This is a genomic window from Tunicatimonas sp. (assembly GCF_049647865.1).
GTDB lineage: Bacteria > Bacteroidota > Bacteroidia > Cytophagales > Cyclobacteriaceae > Tunicatimonas.
The window spans coordinates 1-4,152 of the sequence record NZ_JBARYM010000431.1 but is presented as its reverse complement, the minus strand read 5'-3'; the positions used below and the strand labels follow the sequence as shown (position 1 = coordinate 4,152).

4 protein-coding genes are annotated in these 4,152 nt (G+C 45.9%); 3 read left to right on the top strand and 1 reads right to left on the bottom strand.

Features of this window, described 5'->3' with window-relative positions; all coding sequences use genetic code 11:
• Nucleotides 1-218: 218 nt before the first annotated feature.
• The gene (locus tag WBA23_RS12915) at nucleotides 219-1,442 is read right to left on the bottom strand and encodes a hypothetical protein (protein WP_424582691.1); all 1,224 of its coding nucleotides are present in this window, start codon (nucleotides 1,440-1,442) and stop codon (nucleotides 219-221) included.
• A 454-nt stretch (nucleotides 1,443-1,896) separates the two neighbouring features.
• Between WBA23_RS12915 and nfi the strand changes: the two genes are divergently transcribed.
• From nfi to WBA23_RS12900, 3 genes are all read left to right on the top strand, one after another.
• Nucleotides 1,897-2,601: a deoxyribonuclease V gene (nfi, locus tag WBA23_RS12910; protein ID WP_424582690.1), complete on the top strand. Its 705-nt coding sequence runs from the start codon at nucleotides 1,897-1,899 to the stop codon at nucleotides 2,599-2,601.
• A gap of 73 nt (nucleotides 2,602-2,674) precedes the next feature.
• Nucleotides 2,675-3,781, top strand: coding sequence for a Gfo/Idh/MocA family protein (locus WBA23_RS12905; protein WP_424582689.1), 1,107 nt, complete (start codon nucleotides 2,675-2,677; stop codon nucleotides 3,779-3,781).
• Between the two features lie 97 nt (nucleotides 3,782-3,878).
• Nucleotides 3,879-4,152 (top strand): hypothetical protein (locus WBA23_RS12900; RefSeq protein ID WP_424582688.1); only part of this gene is annotated, 274 nt, incomplete at its 3' end.

Genomic DNA, 4,152 nt, shown 5'->3' with positions numbered 1-4,152 from the left:
TATACCTACTTTGACTTATCTGCCGGAGAGCGCAAGACATTTACATTTGTGCTAAACGCTGCGTATATCGGACGATTCTATCAGCCGGGTATCTATTGCGAAGCAATGTACGACAACACAATGAATGTCCGTTCGGAAGGAAACTGGGTAGAAGTACAGCAGCCCTAAGAAGTAGTAGAGTGCTTGCTTACAATCTCTAGACTTTTGTTTGAGTTTGACTACTGACCTTTAGATACAGTCTGATAATCTACTTCAATAGCCTGACTTTTAGGTGATTCTAATCCAGACCAATTTACTAAGCTGACTTGATAGCGGTGGGCTTCGCCGGATGGTGCGTTGGTATCTATGTATTCCATATTGGCTAATGGACGCCCAGGAGTATCGCTGTACTTTGGCTCTCGGTAGTATTCGGTAAGCTTGCCTTCCTCGCGAGCAGGTGCGGTGTACGGGGGCAGTAATTTACCGTTTCGGTAGATGCGAAAGGTTTTTACTCCGCTTTCCCAGTCGGGGGTAGCTTCCCAGGTGAGCTTAACGCCTTGCGCTGCTTTTTCTGCCTGTAACTTTCCTGGGGCCTGTTTCGGATGGGTGAAATCGGGAACATTTCCTAGCTCAGAAAATACCTCCCCTTTGGCAGCGATAATCTGACTGGGAAACCAGTTACCCTGCTCACTATGCTCGGTTGGCCAAATAACCTCAGTTTCTTCTTTTTGCTCAAGAACCGCAGCAATCCAGGGAATAGTTAAGTACCGGGTGTTACCACTGCCGTGACCAGTAGCCGGGTCGATGATTAGCGTAACTGGAGCTTCTTTCTCCCGCATCAAAGCGAAAGTTCTTACCCCATCTTCATACAGCCCATTGAAACGCTCGTGTCCTTTTTCTTCTATACCTACGTGAATCAGTACCGGAACATTAGTAGCGTAGGAGACACTTTGGAGCGCAGTATCTCGATTTTCCCGACGGCGAAAGCCAGCCGACTGAAGTACAGCAGCCTCAAACCGTTCGGGGTACTTTTGAAGCATAGATTGAGTCCAAAAACCACCCCCTGAGTGCCCCCAAATTACCCAATTCACCTCGGCAACTTCAGCATGACTACTGAGGTTGGCTAGTTCATTCAGTGCCTGTAAATACGCTCGTTCGGTTCCATTGTTGGGATCGCACCAGTCAACGCATTCATTTTGGGGCCATAAGCTGGAACCTAGCAAGGCGGCATTGGTTTTCTCGGCTAGTAACTTCCAGTGAAGATCATCGGTGACGGTCTGTCCGGCAATTTGAGCATTTTCTCCACAGCCATGTTGGTGTAAAATGATGCGCTGTACTTCATCTAAGCCTTCCGGAACCCAGAGAGTGTACTCGGCGTGAGCAAAGGCCTCACCTGCTTCAGGATATATTTTCACCTGGTAGGTATCTTGACTGATTGCGCTGGTAGAGATAACTACCGCCATAATTATTAGTAAGTACGTATATTTCATTATAGGTTGTGGGCAATGAATAATTTAAAATTCTCGTACTCGAAGTTTATCGTAACTATTAGCAGCGCATATACGCGATCACATTCTGGCTAGAATATACACAAAAAGTATAAGTTACTTCATTGACAAGGGCACTCATTGCTATCGCAAGAGAGCATGCAATCTGAGAATTTGTTATTTTAGAATAAAAAAAACCTACTTCGCAATGCGAGCAGGCTTTTCCAAAACTACCTAAACTATGAGAAACAATTCTACTGCTGCACTGAGACTAAGTCGCAGATGCAACAAACCTTCATTGCTGAAGACGTAACAAAGATGAAAAGTATTCCTTGATTTGTATAATCATTTACTAGCTTTGCCTTACGGGTGTAAGAATTATTTGAACCCTGTTGATTTTTTACTACGGTGAACATCAAACGTTAAACGAATGCCAATACCATTGCACCCCTGGGATGTCAGCCCAACTGAAGCAGTAAAGATTCAGCGTAATATCCGGGAAAAGGTACGGATTGAACCTCTGCTTGATTCCATTCAATACGTAGCGGGGGCCGATATTTCCTTTGACCGGGGCTCTGATGTGTTTCATGCGGGCATCGTTATTCTCCAGTTGCCCTCTCTTAAGGTATGCGGACACTCGCTGGTCACTACCAAGTCTACGTTTCCTTATGTGCCGGGCTTGTTGTCGTTCCGAGAGATGCCCTCCCTGTTGGAAGCCTGGAATCAGTTACCCACTAAACCGGATGTAGTAGTATTAGATGGGCACGGAATCGCTCATCCCCGTCGCCTGGGAATTGCTTCTCATTTCGGGGTCTGGGTGAACAAACCTACTATTGGGTGCGCTAAAAAGTTACTAGTTGGTATGCATGAAACCTTGACAACGGAAGCAAAATCACACGCGCTGATCTACGATAATCAGGAAGTTATTGGCGTTGCACTCCGATCGCGGGATAATGTAGCGCCTATTTATGTTTCGCCGGGGCACCTTACTGATTTGGAGAGTTCCCTTTCAATTGTAAGTACCTGTCTCACTCGTTATCGTCTGCCCGAAGTAACTCGCCAAGCTCATCAACTGGTTAACCAGTTACGGAGAGGTGAGGTAGAACCGGGGGTGCGGCTCTATCAGGATATGTGATTTTTGGGCCCCGACTATCTATTTTTTACGTGCTAAATACTATCTTCACTCGTATAGCTGACTTAACACTACAATGAAAACACAATCTCAACCTTCTCGCCGTCAATTTATTAAACAAACTGCCTCAGCTAGTGCTCTGGCGGTTACTCCGGCCATCTGGAACAAAAATATCAGTTTCGTAGGGCTGAAACCTAAGGAAAAAATGGGCATTGCGCTAGTAGGATTAGGCTACTATAGTAGTCAGGTGCTGGCCCCCGCCTTACAAGAAACCGAAAATTGTTATTTAGCCGGGGTGGTTACCGGTACTCCTGAAAAAGAAAAAATTTGGGCGGAAAAGTATGGTATCAAAGATCAGGATATCTACAACTACCAAAATTATGATACCATTGCCGATAATGATGACATAGATATTATCTACGTAGTGCTGCCTAATGCTATGCACGCTGAGTACGTAATTCGTGCGGCAAAAGCCGGGAAGCACGTTATTTGTGAGAAGCCAATGGCCTCGAGCGTGGAAGAGTGTGAGGCTATGATTAAAGCCTGTGAAGATAATCAGTGCAAACTTTCTATCGGCTACCGAATGCAGTTTGAACCGCATACGCAGGAAGTAATGCGCTTAGGTCAGGAAGAAGTATTTGGCCCGGTGAAGATGGTAAACGCAGGAGCAGGCTACCGCGAGGGTCGGGCTGATCATTGGAAACTAAACAAAGAAATGGGAGGGGGAGCGATGATGGATATGGGAGTGTACGCCCTTCAGGCGGCTCGCTACGTGACGGGTGAGGAGCCAGTAGCCGTGACTGCTCAATCGTTTACTACCCGCCCCGAAATATTTACCGAGGTAGACGAAACCACTATGTTTCAGCTAGAGTTTCCGAGTGGGGCGTTAGCTAATCTGCACACCAGCTTTGGAATGAGTATGAATTACCTGAACGTAACTGCAGATAAAGGATGGTTTAAGCTAGACCCGTTTTCGGCCTATAGCGGTATTGCTGGCGAAAGTAAGGAGGGGCCAATTGATTATCCGCAAGTCAATCAGCAAGCAACGCAAATGGATGAGCAAGCGATGAGTGTAATGGAAGACAAATCAATGCGGGTGCCCGGTGAAGAGGGGTTGCGCGATATGCGAGTGGTAGAAGCCGTCTACAAAGCAATTGACTCCGGTAACCAGGAAAAAGTATAATTTGTAGTTGACAACTGACAATAGATAGTGGCCATCGCGCGGTTGATAATTAATATAACTGTCAACTGTCCATCATCAATTTCTCACTAATTTTTTTATGAGTAAAGTATCCCCACCACCCGTACGAATCAGCCAGTCTGTGGCGATTCTGGTTGACGGTAACAATATTGAGATCAGTCTCCATAATTTATTCAACAAAAATAATATTATGTTGAATTACGATACGCTGATTCCCCGCCTTTTGGGCGAGCGAGGCCTTAATCGTCTTATCTACTTTCGGGAGGGGAGTAGTATCTCCTCTAAATTAGAATATCGCCTGCGTAAAAATTACCACGGGTCAGTGGTTCCTTGCTATAAGGGGGCGGATATTC